Below are 15,738 nucleotides of genomic sequence, written 5' to 3' on the forward strand. Positions count from 1 at the left end.
AATTAGCGCCGCATAGCAACAGTTAGTTTTAGATTACCCCCTAATCCAACTTTTTAGCAAGTCGTCAATGATGGCTATTTATCAATCTAGGTCGTCAGAATCAATCTCAACTTCGACTTCCGGTGCATCATAACTGCGCTTGCGTCCGAATAAAGTAAAGAAACGTGCTTTACTCGTTGTTAATTTAAGGTACTTTATCCACGCTTTTTCGATTGGGTTAATCGGTGTAGACTGCCCATTCGTTGCGGCAACAAAATGTGCTTGAGTATCGTTACTTGGTTCGATTGTTTGTTCTTGTAACGCTTTGAGTAAGCGACCATGATTCTCGATGATTTCAGACTCTTGGAGAGTGAAACTTCCACTGCGGCTAAAGCCTCGAGGGAATTTTTCATCATTGTAGAACTTATGATCACACGGGAACGCTTTGCGTAACTCGACAAGTTGATTGGCCGTCATAGCAGACTCCTTTTTACAAGAGATTTCGGCTGGAGTATGGTACAGAAACTTGGTTTTATTAAACAAAAAATTTTTATCGTGAGGATAAAGACGAGTGGATATAGATTTACTTAAAACCTTTATCGAAGTGGCTCGCACTCGCCATTTTGGCCGTGCTGCGGAGAACTTATATATTACGCAATCCGCAGTGAGCTTTCGTATCCGTCAACTGGAGCAAAGCCTGGGCGTAAATCTGTTCCTACGTCAACGCAACAATATTCAGCTCACACCGCCTGGGGAGCGTTTATTGCCTCACGCTAAGCTGATAGTGACAGGTGTGCAACGTGCCAAGCTCGATGTGGCATTGGCGGATAATATGCGCCGTCAGTTGGCGCTCAGTGGTACCGCTAATATTTGGGATGCCTTTTTACAGTTTGGTATTGCTCATGTGGTATCAGCCATGCCGGGTATTTCGTTAGTTGCAGAGGTGAAGAACCAACAAGAAAGCACGCGCTTGTTGCTGGAGCGCACCTTAGATCTCGCCGTACTGTTTGATTTACCTAAAGTAGATGAGTTGTGCGTTGAGCCCATTTGCACACTAGATATCATTCCTTTATCTAGTTATGCGGATGCAACCGCCGAGACCTTCTTTAATAATCAGTATGTCTTTGTTGATTGGGGCACTGCGTTTTCGCTATGGCATGCGCGCAATTTTGCCAACTCGGCCCCCCCGTATTTTCGCACCAGCACTGGGCGTATCGCACTTGAACTGATCTTGCGATGCGGCGGTAGTGCGTTTGTGCCAAGAGTACAGGCACAACAATACCTAGATTCGGGTGAATTATTCTTAGTAGAAGGGGTACCCCAAACCTCTCGTGACATATTTATTGCCTTCCACAAAGATAATGAGCAAAAAGATTTGATAGAAAAATTGCAACATCAGCTACAATTGCTGGGCGAGGAAGTGACTGAAAATAAAGGTAAATAAGTCATTGTTGTGACACTTTGGTGTCACCCGGATGACGATTTATTGAACATTAAGTTTCAGTTGTCATATTTCTGTAATTTAACGCTGGCAGACTGCCCGCATTGAAATAATGTGTTGCGATATTTTTTTGAGGAAACAACTATGAAATTTGCTCCTTCTTTATTAGTGCTAGCAGTAGCATCTGGTATGTCTTTTTCTGCAATGGCAGATGTGAAACTGTATGGTAAGGCTAACCTAACAGTACAAAGCACGGATGAAGGTGAAGGCTCATTCACTGAGCTTAAAAGCAATGAATCACGCTTCGGTATCCGCGGTGGTGAGCAAATCACTGACGGTTTGGAAGCCGTTTATCAATTCGAATTCATGGTAGATGTGTCAGATGCTGACTCGAAAAATGGTAAAGACAACATTACTGCACGTAACCAATTCTTAGGTCTTAAAGGTAAGTATGGTTTGATTGCGCTAGGTCGTGATTACTCTGCACTGCGTAAGTCTCAAGGTAAAGTTGACCAATTCAACGACCTAGAAGGTGACTTCAAGAACGTATTCAAAGGTGAAGTACGTACTGGTAACGCTATTCACTACAGCTCAAGCTCATTCAATGGCTTCCGTGCTTATGCAACGTATGTTGTAGAAGACAATGCTGAAGGCGACAACACTTACTCAGCAGCTCTTACTTACGGTGACCGTAGCTTAAAAGAAAGCAAATTCTACGCAGCAATCGCGGGTGACTACGAGATGGAAGGTTATGACATCTTACGTGCTACATTCGCTACTAAACTTGCAGGCGTTAAGCTAGGTGCAATGTACCAAACACAAGAGCGTATTGAAGACAATGTTGAAGGCGATGGCTTCTTAGTATCAGCAGCATACGACATCAACAAGTTCACCTTGAAAGCACAATACCAAACGCTTGATAGCGATGACGGCTTTGACAAATCAGGTTACAGCATCGGTGCTGATTATAACCTACACAAAAGCACTCGTTTATTCGCGTTCTACACAGATTACGACTACAAGCTAAAAGAAGACAATAGCTACGTGGGTCTTGGCTTAGAATACAAATTCTAAGCTCATTAAAGTGAATAAAAACCTGCTTCGGCAGGTTTTTTTATGCCTGAGCGTAGGTGGAACGATCTCCCAACCAGCGAATGCATAGGGCTTTTGCTTCGTTGGGGTGCTCAACTAAGATGCGCTTAGCAATCGGGCGCAGTTGGCTGACAATCGCTTTATCTCTCTCTAAATCAGCCACTTTGAAATCAGCCATCCCCGTTTGCTTGGTGCCTAATACTTCCCCCGGGCCGCGAATTTGTAAATCACGTTCGGCAATAACAAAGCCATCATTGCTGTCGCGCAATACGCCCAGTCTTAACTGGGCTGTGTGTGACAATGGCGCGTGATATAACAATACACAGTGTGAGGCTGCGGCACCACGACCAACGCGACCACGCAGCTGATGTAATTGCGCAAGACCAAGGCGCTCTGGGTTTTCAATGATGATCAGGCTGGCATTAGGTACATCAACACCGACTTCTATCACTGTGGTGGCTACCAAAACATCAATATTACCCAGTTTAAATTGCTCCATAACATGCTGTTTTTCATCCGCCTTCAGGCGACCATGAACTAGCCCCACACGTAATTCGGGCAAACGCTCGGTCAGTTCTTCAGATGTGAGTTGCGCCGCTTGGCATTGCAGTGCATCGGACTCATCAATCAAGGTGCAAACCCAGTAAACTTGCCTGCCTTGCTCTTTGACTGCATTGAACACTCTTTGGATGACTTCATCACGGCGAGTATCAGCAATGGCAACCGTCGTTACCGGCGTTCGCCCTGGAGGGAGTTCATCAATCACTGACGTCTCCAAATCAGCATAGGCTGTCATCGCCAAGGTACGGGGTATCGGCGTGGCCGTCATCACGAGTTGATGCGGGTAGCAATTGCCAAAGCGACCTTTTTCTCGCAGTGACAGCCGTTGGTGCACGCCAAAACGGTGCTGCTCATCAATGATGATAAGCACAAGGTTCTTAAATTCGACTTGTTCTTGGAATAGGGCATGGGTGCCTATGATCATCTGTGCCTGACCACAGGCGATGGACTCAAGCGCTTGTTCTCTCGCTTTGCCTTTGGTTTTGCCTCCAAGCATTACTACATTAATTCCCAGTGGTTCAAACCAACGGCTGAAATTCAGCGCATGTTGTTCAGCGAGAATTTCAGTGGGAGCCATCAATGCCACTTGGTATCCAGCAGAAATACCGCACAACGCACTTAGCGCCGCGACCAGTGTTTTACCCGAGCCAACGTCTCCTTGCACCAAACGCATCATAGGCAGTGGCTGCTGCATATCAGTTTTAATCTCAGCGACCACTCGTTGCTGGGCATTTGTAGGGCTAAAACCCAAAGAATCCAAAAATACGTTTTCCAACTCATGAGTAGGTGCAAGTGCCACAGCATTGTGGTCTTGGGCACGCTGGCGCAGCGCTAACAGGCTGAGGTTATGCGCTAGCAGCTCTTCAAAGGCCAAACGTTGTTGTGCTGGGTGCTCGCCCAATTCTAGGGCCGTCATGTCTGCATCAATAGGCGGCTCATGAATAAACCGAATCGCTTCATTAAGTGCCCAACCAGCAGGACGATAATTGTCTGGCACAAGTTCCTCTATGGGGGCGCGATTGAGAATGGCTAAAGCTTGAGTCACTAAGTTCCGAATAGAAAGTTGCTTAAGCCCTTCGGTCGTTGGATAAATCGCGCTTAAATGGGTTTGTTCGGGCAGCTCTTCGTAGCTATCACTGATACTGTATTCAGGGTGTGCCATTTCATACCCCACCTTGCCGCGGCGAACTTCACCAAAGCAGCGCATTATCTTGCCCGTCTGCATGGCATTTTTCTGTGCTGCCGAGAAGTTAAAAAAACGTAGGGTGATTCGGCCTGTGCCATCATTGAGCTGACAAATCAGCATGCGCTTGCGGCCAAAGGTGATAGAGGCATTTTCGATAGTGGCCTGCACACACACGTGGGTATGGGGCAGCAATTCATTGATAGGGACGATACGCGTTCTGTCTTCATAACGAAGTGGCAGATGAAACAACATATCTTGTACGGTGTGCACGCTAATCTTTGCCAAGCGTTCAGCCATTTTCGGGCCAACGCCTTTGAGGTCAGTGATAGGGTAAGTATTCAGGCTCGGCAACTGCGGCATCCTTCAATCAGTGTTAACTCAAGTGTACTGATTGAAGGGGTTTGCTTTCAAGTGTTTAGGTTGTCTTTGCTGTTATTGCAACGCTAGGCAGGCGTTACTTTTTACGTTTGTAACGTAAGGTGTCCCAAAATACTTCATCGGCGATGATTTCGCCTTCGTCATCTAGTGCAGGGTAAGCCAGCCCTTTTTCCTTGCATTGATGGGCAATAATCGGGTGGCAGCCCTCAAAAAGTAAGGTGTGCTTGATGTCCTCGTCGAGCATATTGCGTTCGTACAAGCCATGGGCTTCACGTTGGCGCTGTGCTTCATACAATATTAGCGCCGCAGCAACAGATACGTTGAGTGATTGCACCATGCCTTGCATGGGGATAACGATGTGTTTGTCTGCATGAGCTAATGCTTTGTCTGAGATCCCTTCACGCTCTTGGCCAACGATAAAGGCAGTTGGCAAGGTGTAGTCGATTTCACGGTAATCAACGGCTTCGTCAGAGAGGTTCGTTGCAAGCAGTTGTACGCCGGGAATTTGCTCTCTTATTTTTGCAACGGCTGTATCAATATCATCATGCATATGCGTATCGACCCAGTTTTTACTGCCACCTGAGGTGTTGTTGGTTAGACGACGTTGCTCTTTAGGCCACACGGCATGAACATGATGGCAGCCTACCGCATCTGCAGTGCGCACAATGGCGGAAAGGTTATGGTGCTTGTGCACCTCATCAAGACATACAGTGAGATCTGTTTGTCGTCTGTCTAATACCTGTTTTACTCGGTGATAACGCTTCTGAGTCATGGCCATGGATGTTGCAATAAAAAAGTGCCGCGATTATACGCGAATGTTGCTATGTGGTCACACTTCGATTAATTGGGTTTTGTAAGGAGATCAGTGTTTCTGTTGACTGAATCGCTTCAATTGCTTGAATTTTATTGATAAGCACATCTTGAAGGTGTTCGATTGAACGCGCCATTACCTTGATAAATATACTGTAATTGCCCGTAGTGTAGTAGGCTTCTACAACTTCATCTAACTCGCGCAGCAACTCCAGTGTTTGTGGGTAATCGCGTGCATTATTGAGGTTTATACCGATAAAGCAACATACGTCATACCCTAATCGTTTCGCGTCCACGCTGACTTTTGTGCCAGTAATTACACCCGCTTGACGCATTTTTTCAATGCGTACATGAATCGTTCCTGCACTTACTGAAAATTGTTTTGCTAATTCTGCATACGGTGTACGGGCATTTGCCATTAATGCACCGAGTATGGATTTGTCGAGATTATCAAATCGATAATTTGTCATAGCAAAAACCTTCATTTATTGAATTTCGTTTAATTTTTCAATGTTAAATTGATTTTTATTTTTAAGTAAAGCTATTTTTGTTAGATGGTGTTGAATGTTTTCTCTTGTGCGGTATTGTTTTAACAACGAAGCCAATGCAGCAATGGGAATGAGGCCATGAGCAAAGAATATATTGAGAGTCAGCGACAGATAAGCGCAGTTAAACAGGTTTTTTCACAGCAATTAGCACAGGCACTTAACTTGATTGAAGTGCAAGCACCGATATTGGCACAAGTCGGAGATGGCACTCAGGACGAACTGAGCGGCCACGAGCAAGCTGTGTCGGTGCGGGTGAAAACGCTCCCTGAACAACGCTATGAAGTGGTGCATTCATTAGCTAAGTGGAAACGTAAAACACTGGCACAATATGGGTTTGAAGTGGGCAGTGGCTTATATACTAATATGAAAGCATTGCGCCCAGATGAAGACAGGTTAAGCCCAATTCATTCTGTGTATGTTGATCAATGGGATTGGGAAAAGGTTATTTGTGAACGCAGCGAGCGAAGCTTAGCATCACTCAAAGACACTGTTCGTAAAATTTATGGGGCAATTAAAGCCACCGAAGCGTATGTCGGTGAGCAATTTGGAATTGAACCTGCTTTGGCACCAGAGATCCACTTTATTCATGCTGAGAAGTTGCGCCAAGAGTATCCAGACTTAAGTGCGAAAGAACGCGAGCGCGAAGTATGTAAACGCTATGGCGCTGTGTTCTTAATCGGCATAGGTGGAGCACTTGCAGATGGACGACGCCACGATGTACGCGCACCAGACTATGACGATTGGTCAACGACCGGTGAGGACGGGCTGCCTGGACTGAACGGCGATATCTTAGTGTGGAACACTGTACTTGATGATGCGTTTGAGATTTCATCAATGGGCATTCGTGTTTGCCCTGAGTCTCTTTTGACCCAGCTAGAGCTAAGCAGTCAAAGTCATAAAGCACAGATGCCTTGGCATCAAGCGTTGCTAGCCAAAGAGCTACCACAAACCATAGGTGGTGGTATCGGGCAATCGCGATTGGCAATGCTGCTACTACAGAAAAAGCATATTGGTCAGGTGCAAGTGAGTGTTTGGCCTCAAGATGTGAAACAACGAGAAGCTCTGTTATAAACTCCCTAAACACAAACGGCACCCAGTGAGGTGCCGTTTTTTATATGTCTTTCAGTTGTGTTAACTGGTTTTAAATTCGACTTCGATTTTGCTCTTTTCTAACTTAACTGTGCAGGGAGGGTATTGGCGTGCAGTTTTTAATAACTTATCGAATATTTTGATTTCAACACCTGGATTCAGTTTCTTATGGGCAACTAAATTTGCACCAGAGAGAAGGTTATTCAGTGTGTTTTCCAATGAACTGAGTTTGGTTTCTAATTCATCGGCTTGCTGTATAAGGCTTAATTGTGTTTGGCCGATTTTATCGATCAGCTGTTTTTTCTTTTCAGCGTCTTTGACTGCTTCAGCTTTTTCGAGAGCTTCTTGTAATGACAGTAGTTTTTCGTCGGTATACGAAAGTTGCGCGACGCATTCGTCATTGTCGGCAGTAATATCCGCACCGCGAGAAACTAGATTTACTTTCATTTTGGCACCAGATTCACTGCCAATTTCGCCAGCTTCTAAACGCAGCGCATCGACAATTTCTCCACCGAAAAGAATGCCGTTTGGCTTATCAGGAGGCCCGACAATCACGCTGTCGATAGCTTTTATTTGGCAATGGCTTGCTTGTCGGTCAACATAAACATTGGTCGCTTCAAGGTAAGCGTATTGCGCATGGCTAATATGAATGTTCCCGCCAGCAGTAATTTGACAGGTCAAATCTTGGTTTTCATTTTGGTGGTTGGGGTGACCAAATGCCCCTTGTTTAATGACCACATCCCCTGATGCGTTCAAAATGGCTGATTCAACCGTGCCCATTACGCTAATGTCACCTTTGGCTGTCACACGCATGTTTGGTGCCACACCTTGGGTGATGAGGACCGAACCATCGAAATCGATGTGACCACTTTTAACAGTCACTTCGGCGATGGTAAATATGTCGTCAACACGCATGCCGTTGCCGGTTTCAACTGGCACACCCACAACCGTTGCGATGAGTTGTAGTGGGTTTTCAGGATTAATTTGTGTGCCTTCACCAGCTGTAAGTGTAATCTGTTCACCCGCTTTGGGTTCCAATACGTCACCGGTTACGGTGAAGCCTTCTACGCCCGGAGTGGCTGGTTTTTGCGACATTAACAGTGCACCAGGCTTTACGCTGGCCATTTTACCAAAATCGCGCATATCAACGGTGCCGTCTTCGCGGCGTGTTGGCTTATTTACGCGATCACGCAAGGTCTGGGTTTCTTTAATAAGTTCACTCGGTTTACCGTCTACTGGCAAGCGTCCTTTAGCGAGCGTCCCTTTTACCGTGCTGCCTGGTGGCAATTCTAACTGTTGTTTCAGTAATTTTTCTAAGAGAGCTTGTTGGTAGCCGCGACGCACGCCGGCAACCACGATGGCTTTTTTACCATCTTGAAGGCTGAGCATTTTGCCGCCTTGTGCCGTGGTTAAACGCCCGACAGCAGACATCTTGTCGTCAGCAATTGTTACTTCAAGACTTGCGTCTACTTTTTTAGCTACAACGATAGTTGGGCCAGTTTCCTTGCCACTGTAGTATTTATCAATCTGTTCGTCATCGACTTTGCAACTCGCAAACTCAGAGTTTTGAAGAGCCTCAATGAGTAACGCCTTTGTTTTGGGAGCGGGTGAGTCTTGAGTGATATTGAACAGTATGTTGCCGTTATGGGCTAATCTAAACACTAATAATTCCTTGCAAGCACACGACTTAGATATGCGTTGCAATACTGTATGAGATTTGTAAGGAGATTGGAAGTGTTTGGGGGTGGGGTAGTCAAAACTACCCCTATTGGGTACATTAGTTGGTTGAAGGCAATTCCATAATGCCGTCAATCTCAACTTGAGAGCCTTTTGGTAGCTCTTTTACACCGATTGCAGCGCGGGCTGGATAGGGTGTTTTAAAGTATTGGCTCATAATTTCATTCACAGTGGCAAAATTGCTTAAGTCAGTAAGGAAAATATTCACCTTTACCATATCTTGTAATTCGCCACCCGCAGCTTTACACACCGCAGTTAGATTTTTAAACACTTGATGCGTCTGCTCAGCAAAGTCATCCGAAACCATTTCCATAGTACTCGGTACCAATGGAATTTGACCTGATAGGTAGACTGCAGTGCCTACTTTTACCGCTTGGTTATATGTACCGATAGCTGAAGGAGCTTCATCGGTAGAGATAATAATTTTATTCATGATCTTCCTTTATTTCTTACGATAGACCTTTTGTACGTCCTGCATGACTCGGATGCGACGCATAATGTTGGCGACGTGAATTCTGTCTTTCACTGTGATGCCTAGGTCGATTACGTAAAGGTTACTTTCTTTTTCGTCAGTTTGTAATTCAACGATGTTTGCCCCTGTTGAGGCGACTAAACTCGTTAGTTTTGCCAGTGCACCTTGGTGGTTGATAATTTCCACGCGCAGTGCGGCTATGTATTCTTTTTCTGAGTTATCTTCCCACTTCACCACAAAGTATTTCGATGACTCATTTTGCCAGCCACGGATATTCTTACATTCATGGCGGTGCACGGTTAGGCCTTTACCTTGGCTCACATAGGCGACGATGTCATCACCTGGTACAGGACGGCAACACTTGGAGTAATTTACCAGCATGCCTTCGGTACCTATGATTGCGGCTTTGGTCGATTGTGCGAGCTTATCGAGATCGGCAGCATCACCTTGCAGTAGGCGTTTAGCCACAAGCACACTCATGATATTGCCACAGCCAATTTCCACAAGTAATTCGAGCATAGTATTAACTTGATGCTCTTCAAGTACGCGGCTGATGCTCTCCTCACTAAGCTCATCTAGCTTGTGCTCACCAAGTGACGAGTCTAGTAAACGACGTCCCAGTTGCAAAGCTTCCTCATGGCGTTGGCTCTTGAGGTAATTACGTACGCACAAACGTGCTTTTGCGGTCACAATAAAGTTGAGCCAAGTCGCATTTGGGTGTGCCCCAGAGCTGGTAATAACCTCAACGGTTTGACCTGTATCCAGTGCTTTGCTCAGTGGGTGTGGCTTGCGGTTTACTCTGGCGCCCACGCAGGTATTACCAACGTCTGTGTGCACGGCATAGGCGAAGTCAACAGCAGTGGCTCCCATCGGCAATTCAATGATGCGCCCATCTGGCGTGAATACGTAAATTTCTTCAGGGAAGAGGTCAGTCTTTACGTTTTCAACGAATTCAAATGACGAGCCTGCGCTTTGTTGCAGTTCAAGCAGAGATTGCATCCACTGGCGCGCACGCTGCTGAGCAGTGTGGCCTGAGTTTTCTCCGGCTTTTTTATACATCCAGTGCGCCGCGACCCCTTTGTCTGCCATGTGGTCCATGTCTAAGGTTCGGATTTGAATCTCAACTGGGATACCGTGCGGGCCAACGAGTGATGTGTGCAGCGACTGATAGCCGTTGGTTTTTGGTACGGCTATGTAATCTTTAAATCGCGTTTCAATTGGTTTGTAGAGGTTGTGAGCCACCCCGAGTACTCGGTAGCAGGTGTCCATGCTGTCGACGACAATGCGAAATGCGTAGATGTCCATCACTTCATTGAACATAAGCTCTTTATTTAGCATCTTACGGTAGATGCTGTACAAGTGCTTTTCGCGACCAGACACTTGCGCTTGAATACCGGATTCTCTTAGGCGAGATTCAATTTCGCCTTGGATGTTGCTGATCACCTCTTTACGGTTACCGCGTGCTTTAGCTACTTCTGATTTCAGCGCGCGATAACGCATTGGGTAAAGAGCTTGGAAACCAAGATCTTCCAACTCATTCTTGATGTCATGAATACCGAGTCGGTTGGCGATAGGGGCAAAGATCTCAAGAGTTTCACGGGCTATACGTCGGCGTTTTTCAGGGCGAAGTGAGCCCAACGTACGCATGTTATGTGTTCTGTCGGCAAGCTTGATAAGGATGACACGAATATCTTGGGTCATCGCCATGATCATTTTGCGGTAGTTTTCCGCTTGGAATTCTTTTTTATCTTTAAAGCTGAGCTTGTCGAGTTTACTGACACCTTCAACTAAGTCAGCGACAGTTTCACCGAAAATTTCCGCCAAGTCTTGTTGGGAAAAGTCTGTGTCTTCAATAACATCGTGCATGAGTGCGGCCATGAGGGTTTCATGGTCTAGTTTCATGTTCGCGAGAATTTGCGTTACTTCGACAGGGTGGGTGATATAAGGTTCGCCACTTGAGCGAAACTGCCCCTCATGGGCTTCTCTGGCCACTACATAGGCTTTTTGAACCAGCGCCACGTCATCGGGTGCTAGGTATTCAGAGATTTTCTTCTTTAGTCCTTCAAATAGGTACATTCACGCTCCAAACACAACGAGGCGATATTAATAATTAAAGTGAATATACGATGAAAAGAGAGGAAAGCCAACGGCTGCAGAGAAATTGCAGCCGTTTAGAGAGCGTTAAAATACGCTTATTGGTTACCGCCAACAATAGCCGCAACAGCAGCCATTTCAGCAGCTTCTTGGTTTTGCTGCTCTTGGCGCTCAATTGCGTCTAATGTATCAACGGTGATGTGGCCTTGCTCGATTTCACGTAAAGCGATAACCGTTGGCTTATCGTTTTCCGCCTCAACCATCGGGTCTTTACCGCCTACTGCGATCTGGCGTGCACGACGTGCCGCGACAAGGATCAGGTCAAAACGGTTGCCAATTTTATCTACTGCATCTTCAACAGTTACGCGAGCCATGCTTCACTCCAAAATTTAGTTCTGTAAACGCGTAGTTTACTTCAACACCAGCTCTAGGCCAATAGCCTAGAGGGGTTTATTTCAATAGTTCAGTGATTAATTCGTTGTGCTTGTGCTTTTGCGTGTGCAAGCTCAAACGGGTTGCTTCAACAATCGTGGCGATTTCGCCAAGCGCAGTGTCAAAGTCATCGTTAACAACCACATAGTCATATTCGTCGTAGTGGGAGCTTTCCGACTGCGCCTTTTCCATACGAGAAGCAATCACTTCTTCTGAATCTTGGCCGCGATTGGTGAGGCGATTTTGCAGCTCTTCTTTTGAAGGTGGCAAGATGAAAATGGTGGTGACTTCAGGCGCCAGTTCACGTACTTGGCGCGCACCTTGCCAATCGATATCTAGAAACACATCAATACCGTTTGCCAATTGCTGCTCAATTGCCGCTTTAGAGGTGCCGTAGTAATTATCGAACACTTGTGCCCATTCAAAGAAGTCATCGTTCGCGATTAACTCTTTAAAGGTCTCTTGATCAACGAAGTGATAATGCACCCCATTTTCTTCACCCGGACGAGGCGCACGCGTGGTGTGTGATACCGACACTTGCATATTGTCGTGCTTTTGCAGCAATGCATTGATTAGGCTTGATTTTCCAGCACCTGATGGTGCAGAAAGAATAAACAAATTACCACGAACTTGGCTCATGTTGCCTCACAAAATAAACGGGACTTTTTAAAATAGCCAACCATTATAGCGGATTTATTGAGCCGGGTTAACAGCCTGTTTTATGACAGGGAAACGATACACCTTAGCCGTTTCCCCGTAATGACTTGCTGCTATTACACTATTTGGTCAACAGACCCTAAGCTTAGTAAAACGGCTGTAAAGTGTGGGGATAACAATCAGTGTTAACAAAGTAGAGCTGACTAATCCACCCACTATCACGGTCGCCAAAGGGCGTTGAATTTCACTGCCGACACCAGAGGAGAGCAGCATAGGAATAAGTCCAAGCGCGGAGGTGAGTGCCGTCATCAAAACCGGTCGCAATCGCGAAACGGCTCCCGTATGTATTGCCATCGTTAAATCCATCCCCGAGGCGAGGTTTTGATTAATGCGCTCAACCATGACCACACCATTGAGTACCGCAACACCAAATAGGGTAATAAAGCCCACTGATGCGGGGACGGAAATATATTGATCACTGAGGTATAACGCCCATACCCCACCGACCACGGCGAGTGGAATATTGATGAGGATCAGCACCGCTTGCCGCAGAGAATTAAAGGTAAAATAAAGGAGTAGGGTGATAGCACACAAGGACAGTGGGATCACCAAGGATAAGCGCTGTTGCGCCCGTTGTTGGCTCTCAAATTGCCCGCCAATTTGCACCGAGTAGCCACTGGGTAGAGATACTTGTTGGGCAATTTGCTGCTGAATTTGCGCCACCACACTGCCCATATCTTGGCCTTGTATATTGGCTTGGATAACAACGCGCCGTTGTACATCGTCACGGCGTATTTGTGGCGGGCCAGAGTCTATCGCCACAGTTGCAACGTCCTCAAGACGAACCCACGCACCCGATTGAGAACGTAATAACAGGTTTTTAATGGCGGCCATGTTATCCCGATAGGACTGTTGTAAACGAACATAAATATCATAGCGCTCATTGCCGTTAATGATTTGTCCTGCTTCGATACCACCAATCCCCTGACTGACAAGCGCCATCACATCTGCAACTTTCAGCCCATAGCGTGCTAACGCTTGACGCCTAGGTGTGACTATGAGTTGCGCTTCACCGGTTATTTGCTCAAGTGCGACATCTTGCGTGCCTGAAATGGTTTTTACGAGCTCTTCAATTTCTTCGCCCTTGCGTGCGAGAACATCAAGATCGGGCCCAAATAACTTTATAGCTAATTGTGCTTTTACGCCTGAAAGCAGTTCGTCTACTCGCGTAGCGATGGGTTGTGAGAAGTTCAGCAGCAAGCCTGGAAATTGACTTAGCTCCTCTTCCATTAAGTGTTGGAGTTCTTGGCGATTATTGGCACTTTGCCATTGAGTAATGGGCTTTAGGCCAATGTAGATTTCGATATTATTTACCGGCTCTGGGTCGCCGCCAATTTCTGCCCGACCGATGCGGCTGAGTGCATAAGTTACTTCAGGGAAGGTGAGTAACGTTTGCTCGAGTTTGGGGGCGACACTGAGTGCAGTGTCTAAACTCGCTGAAGGAGCGAGCGTCACGCGTAGATTAATGGTGCCTTCTTCGAGTTCCGGTACAAACTCGTTGCCAAGCTGTGTGAATATACCCGCACTTAGGAAAATCATACTAAGGGTTGAGAAAATCACCGTTTTTTTGAACTGCATCAGTGTACTAATGGCTTGTGCGTAGCGGCCACTAAGCGCTTCTAACATATGATTTCGCCCTGTGGATACCCCTTGTCGAAAGAGTATCACCGCCAGCGCGGGTACCAAGATTAAGGCAACAAAAAGGGCACTGATCAGCGCTAATATAATGCTGATTGCCATGGGTTCAAAGAGCTTTGCTTCGACCCCTTCAAAGCTAAACAAGGGCGCGAACACCACAATAATCATTAAGGTAGCAAAGAAGATAGGACGAGCGACTTCTTGAGCGGCGCTTTGAACTAGCGTCGCAAGGTTAGAGGAGGGGGCACTGCAGTGCTGTTGCAACTTTTTCACGATGTTTTCTACCATGACCACTGAACCGTCAACCAACATCCCTATTGCCACGGCTATGCCGCCAAGGGACATTAAATTTGCGGACATGCCAAATCCAGCCATAGCACCGAGAGCAATCACGATGGCGATCGGAATGGAAATGAGCACTAAAACAGTGGCGCGCAAATTCATTAAAAATAACGCTAGTACGACGATGATTAGTATAAAGGCAAGCGCCAATGCAGTAACCACCGTGTTCACTGCTTGAGTGATAAGGTCAGCTTGATCATAAAATGGCTCAAAGGTGATGCCATCAGGCAGCGCTTGTTCGATGAGCGCTATGCGGTCTTTGATACCATCGATGGTTTGTTTCGTATTTGCGCCCATGCGTTTAAGCACGACACCTGTTACCACTTCACCATGGGTTTTTATTTCACCGTTATGCGCTTTGCGAGAAAACGTTACGGCTCCTTGACGTATTTCGCTGCCTAATTGAACAGTGGCGACATCGCCAACGGTCACCACAGTGCCAGCAACCGTTTTAATGGCCACTTGCTTAAGCTGCTTTATGCCTTCAGTTCCAGCACTAAACCAACCAACGCCCCTTACGACCAGTTGTTCTTGGGCGCGGTTTAAATACCAACCGCCTACGTTGTCGTTACTGGCTTCTAACGCTTTGATGACGTCTTGCTGAGACAGTGAATAAGCCAGTAATTTGTCGGGATTCAGGCCCACTTGGTATTGTTTCACTGAGCCACCAAATGAGAGCACTTCTGTCACACCATCAATGGGCATAATCAGCAATTTGATAAGCCAATCATTCAGTGAACGCAGCGCCATGGTGTCGTAACCAGAATCGGCATCGGCCAATAGCAAGTATTGGTATACCTGTCCAAGCCCTGACGTATTCGGCCCCATTTCTGGTGTGCCAACGTTTTGAGGAATAAGTTCTTTCGCTGTTTGTAAGCGCTCGAACACCAATTGTCTGGCGAAATAGATGTCAGTGTTTTCTTTGAATACCACGGTGACACCAGAGAGCCCTGTTTTTGAGATTGAGCGCACTTGAGTGACATTGGGCAAGGCGTACATGACCGCTTCGATAGGGTAAGTGATTAACTGCTCAACCTCTTGCGCGCCGAGTCCAGGCGCGGGGGTGTTTATACTGACTTGTACATTGGTGACATCAGGGAAAGCATCAAGATTCAGTTTACTCGTCATCAAAACGGCGCCACTAACCAGACACACAAACAGGAGGATAATGACCGAGCGTTGTTTCAGGGCCCAGCCGATTAAAAAATCAAACATCGTGTAT

13 protein-coding genes are annotated in these 15,738 nt (G+C 46.4%); 3 read left to right on the forward strand and 10 right to left on the reverse strand.

Annotated features, from left to right (window positions below):
• Positions 1-81: 81 nt before the first annotated feature.
• Positions 82-456, reverse strand: coding sequence for a DUF413 domain-containing protein (gene maoP / locus V1358_RS12390; protein ID WP_347392030.1), 375 nt, complete (start codon positions 454-456; stop codon positions 82-84).
• A gap of 94 nt (positions 457-550) precedes the next feature.
• On the opposite strand from maoP, the gene V1358_RS12395 reads away from it, so the two are divergent.
• Positions 551-1,423, forward strand: a complete 873-nt coding sequence (locus V1358_RS12395) for a LysR family transcriptional regulator (RefSeq protein ID WP_347392029.1) — start codon at positions 551-553, stop codon at positions 1,421-1,423.
• 141 nt (positions 1,424-1,564) lie between these two features.
• Entirely contained in the window at positions 1,565-2,494 is a 930-nt protein-coding gene (locus V1358_RS12400) for a porin (protein ID WP_347392028.1), read from the forward strand.
• 40 nt (positions 2,495-2,534) lie between these two features.
• Here V1358_RS12400 and recG read toward each other — a convergent pair whose 3' ends face one another.
• From recG to asnC, 3 genes are all read right to left on the reverse strand, one after another.
• Positions 2,535-4,619 carry an ATP-dependent DNA helicase RecG gene (gene recG / locus V1358_RS12405; RefSeq protein ID WP_347393726.1) on the reverse strand — a complete coding sequence of 695 codons (2,085 nt, stop codon included), beginning with the start codon at positions 4,617-4,619 and terminating at the stop codon, positions 2,535-2,537.
• A gap of 94 nt (positions 4,620-4,713) precedes the next feature.
• Positions 4,714-5,409 carry a tRNA (guanosine(18)-2'-O)-methyltransferase TrmH gene (gene trmH / locus V1358_RS12410; protein ID WP_347392051.1) on the reverse strand — a complete coding sequence of 232 codons (696 nt, stop codon included), beginning with the start codon at positions 5,407-5,409 and terminating at the stop codon, positions 4,714-4,716.
• 49 nt (positions 5,410-5,458) lie between these two features.
• Positions 5,459-5,917, reverse strand: coding sequence for a transcriptional regulator AsnC (asnC, locus tag V1358_RS12415; RefSeq protein WP_347393727.1), 459 nt, complete (start codon positions 5,915-5,917; stop codon positions 5,459-5,461).
• 156 nt (positions 5,918-6,073) lie between these two features.
• Here asnC and asnA point away from each other — a divergent pair, with 156 nt between their 5' ends.
• Complete coding sequence (gene asnA, locus V1358_RS12420; RefSeq protein ID WP_347393728.1) at positions 6,074-7,066, forward strand: aspartate--ammonia ligase; 993 nt, start codon at positions 6,074-6,076, stop codon at positions 7,064-7,066.
• A gap of 60 nt (positions 7,067-7,126) precedes the next feature.
• Here the strand turns inward: asnA and V1358_RS12425 are convergent, their stop codons facing one another.
• The 6 genes from V1358_RS12425 to V1358_RS12450 all read right to left on the reverse strand — a co-directional run bounded on the left by V1358_RS12425 (position 7,127) and on the right by V1358_RS12450 (position 15,731).
• Entirely contained in the window at positions 7,127-8,746 is a 1,620-nt protein-coding gene (locus V1358_RS12425; protein WP_347392024.1) for a flagellar assembly protein A, read from the reverse strand.
• 115 nt (positions 8,747-8,861) lie between these two features.
• Positions 8,862-9,254: a RidA family protein gene (ridA, locus tag V1358_RS12430; protein ID WP_347393729.1), complete on the reverse strand. Its 393-nt coding sequence runs from the start codon at positions 9,252-9,254 to the stop codon at positions 8,862-8,864.
• A 9-nt stretch (positions 9,255-9,263) separates the two neighbouring features.
• Complete coding sequence (gene spoT, locus V1358_RS12435; protein ID WP_347392022.1) at positions 9,264-11,369, reverse strand: bifunctional GTP diphosphokinase/guanosine-3',5'-bis pyrophosphate 3'-pyrophosphohydrolase; 2,106 nt, start codon at positions 11,367-11,369, stop codon at positions 9,264-9,266.
• 116 nt (positions 11,370-11,485) lie between these two features.
• Complete coding sequence (gene rpoZ / locus V1358_RS12440; RefSeq protein WP_347392021.1) at positions 11,486-11,761, reverse strand: DNA-directed RNA polymerase subunit omega; 276 nt, start codon at positions 11,759-11,761, stop codon at positions 11,486-11,488.
• 76 nt (positions 11,762-11,837) lie between these two features.
• Positions 11,838-12,458, reverse strand: coding sequence for a guanylate kinase (gene gmk, locus V1358_RS12445; protein ID WP_347392020.1), 621 nt, complete (start codon positions 12,456-12,458; stop codon positions 11,838-11,840).
• A 147-nt stretch (positions 12,459-12,605) separates the two neighbouring features.
• The gene (locus V1358_RS12450) at positions 12,606-15,731 is read right to left on the reverse strand and encodes an efflux RND transporter permease subunit (RefSeq protein WP_347393730.1); all 3,126 of its coding nucleotides are present in this window, start codon (positions 15,729-15,731) and stop codon (positions 12,606-12,608) included.
• Positions 15,732-15,738 lie beyond the last annotated feature (7 nt).

Source organism: Pseudoalteromonas pernae (assembly GCF_039831865.1).
In the GTDB taxonomy this organism is placed as follows: domain Bacteria; phylum Pseudomonadota; class Gammaproteobacteria; order Enterobacterales; family Alteromonadaceae; genus Pseudoalteromonas; species Pseudoalteromonas pernae.

Excerpts from the sequence above, each read along its gene's own strand:
- V1358_RS12400 (WP_347392028.1), top strand. The coding sequence starts at position 1,565 with ATGAAATTTGCTCCTTCTTTATTAGTGCTAGCAGTAGCATCTGGTATG.
- V1358_RS12450 (WP_347393730.1), bottom strand. The coding sequence starts at position 15,731 with ATGTTTGATTTTTTAATCGGCTGGGCCCTGAAACAACGCTCGGTCATT.
- spoT (WP_347392022.1), bottom strand. The coding sequence starts at position 11,369 with ATGTACCTATTTGAAGGACTAAAGAAGAAAATCTCTGAATACCTAGCA.
- asnA (WP_347393728.1), top strand. The coding sequence starts at position 6,074 with ATGAGCAAAGAATATATTGAGAGTCAGCGACAGATAAGCGCAGTTAAA.
- ridA (WP_347393729.1), bottom strand. The coding sequence starts at position 9,254 with ATGAATAAAATTATTATCTCTACCGATGAAGCTCCTTCAGCTATCGGT.
- recG (WP_347393726.1), bottom strand. The coding sequence starts at position 4,619 with ATGCCGCAGTTGCCGAGCCTGAATACTTACCCTATCACTGACCTCAAA.
- maoP (WP_347392030.1), bottom strand. The coding sequence starts at position 456 with ATGACGGCCAATCAACTTGTCGAGTTACGCAAAGCGTTCCCGTGTGAT.
- trmH (WP_347392051.1), bottom strand. The coding sequence starts at position 5,409 with ATGACTCAGAAGCGTTATCACCGAGTAAAACAGGTATTAGACAGACGA.
- gmk (WP_347392020.1), bottom strand. The coding sequence starts at position 12,458 with ATGAGCCAAGTTCGTGGTAATTTGTTTATTCTTTCTGCACCATCAGGT.
- asnC (WP_347393727.1), bottom strand. The coding sequence starts at position 5,917 with ATGACAAATTATCGATTTGATAATCTCGACAAATCCATACTCGGTGCA.
- rpoZ (WP_347392021.1), bottom strand. The coding sequence starts at position 11,761 with ATGGCTCGCGTAACTGTTGAAGATGCAGTAGATAAAATTGGCAACCGT.